This is a genomic window from Tepidicella baoligensis, from assembly GCF_013432195.1.
Lineage (GTDB): Bacteria > Pseudomonadota > Gammaproteobacteria > Burkholderiales > Burkholderiaceae_C > Tepidicella > Tepidicella baoligensis.
In genome coordinates, this window is sequence record NZ_JACCDB010000047.1 from 1 (window position 1) to 328 (window position 328).

Annotated in this window: 1 other RNA gene; it reads right to left on the reverse strand. The window is 49.7% G+C overall.

The features are described from left to right. Nucleotides 1–328, reverse strand: a transfer-messenger RNA (tmRNA) gene (gene ssrA, locus HZS63_RS13835); the annotation flags it as partial.

Sequence of the window (328 nt, forward strand, 5' to 3'; positions counted from 1 at the left end):
ACCCACGTCCAGAAATATCGCCACTTAAGCGTCTACGAGTGTAGTTGGCATATTGATCATTCGCGAGCTGTTCTGCCTACCAACAGGCGTCCCAGTCGCTAGTCTGATTATTCTCTTCCTTCGTCCTCAGACGGCGAACTCCGGCGTAGCCCACTTAAAGTGAGTCCCTTACCCTACCACATGGGCGATGGAGGGAGGAACCGCTAAGCTACTATTATGCAGCTAAAGCGAAGTTATTGTTAGATTTGCCAGTTATTATTGGCGTTGATGTTTTAACGAGGCCATCTCCTCGACTCGCAACCTAAGCTCGAACTACCCCTGTCGAATC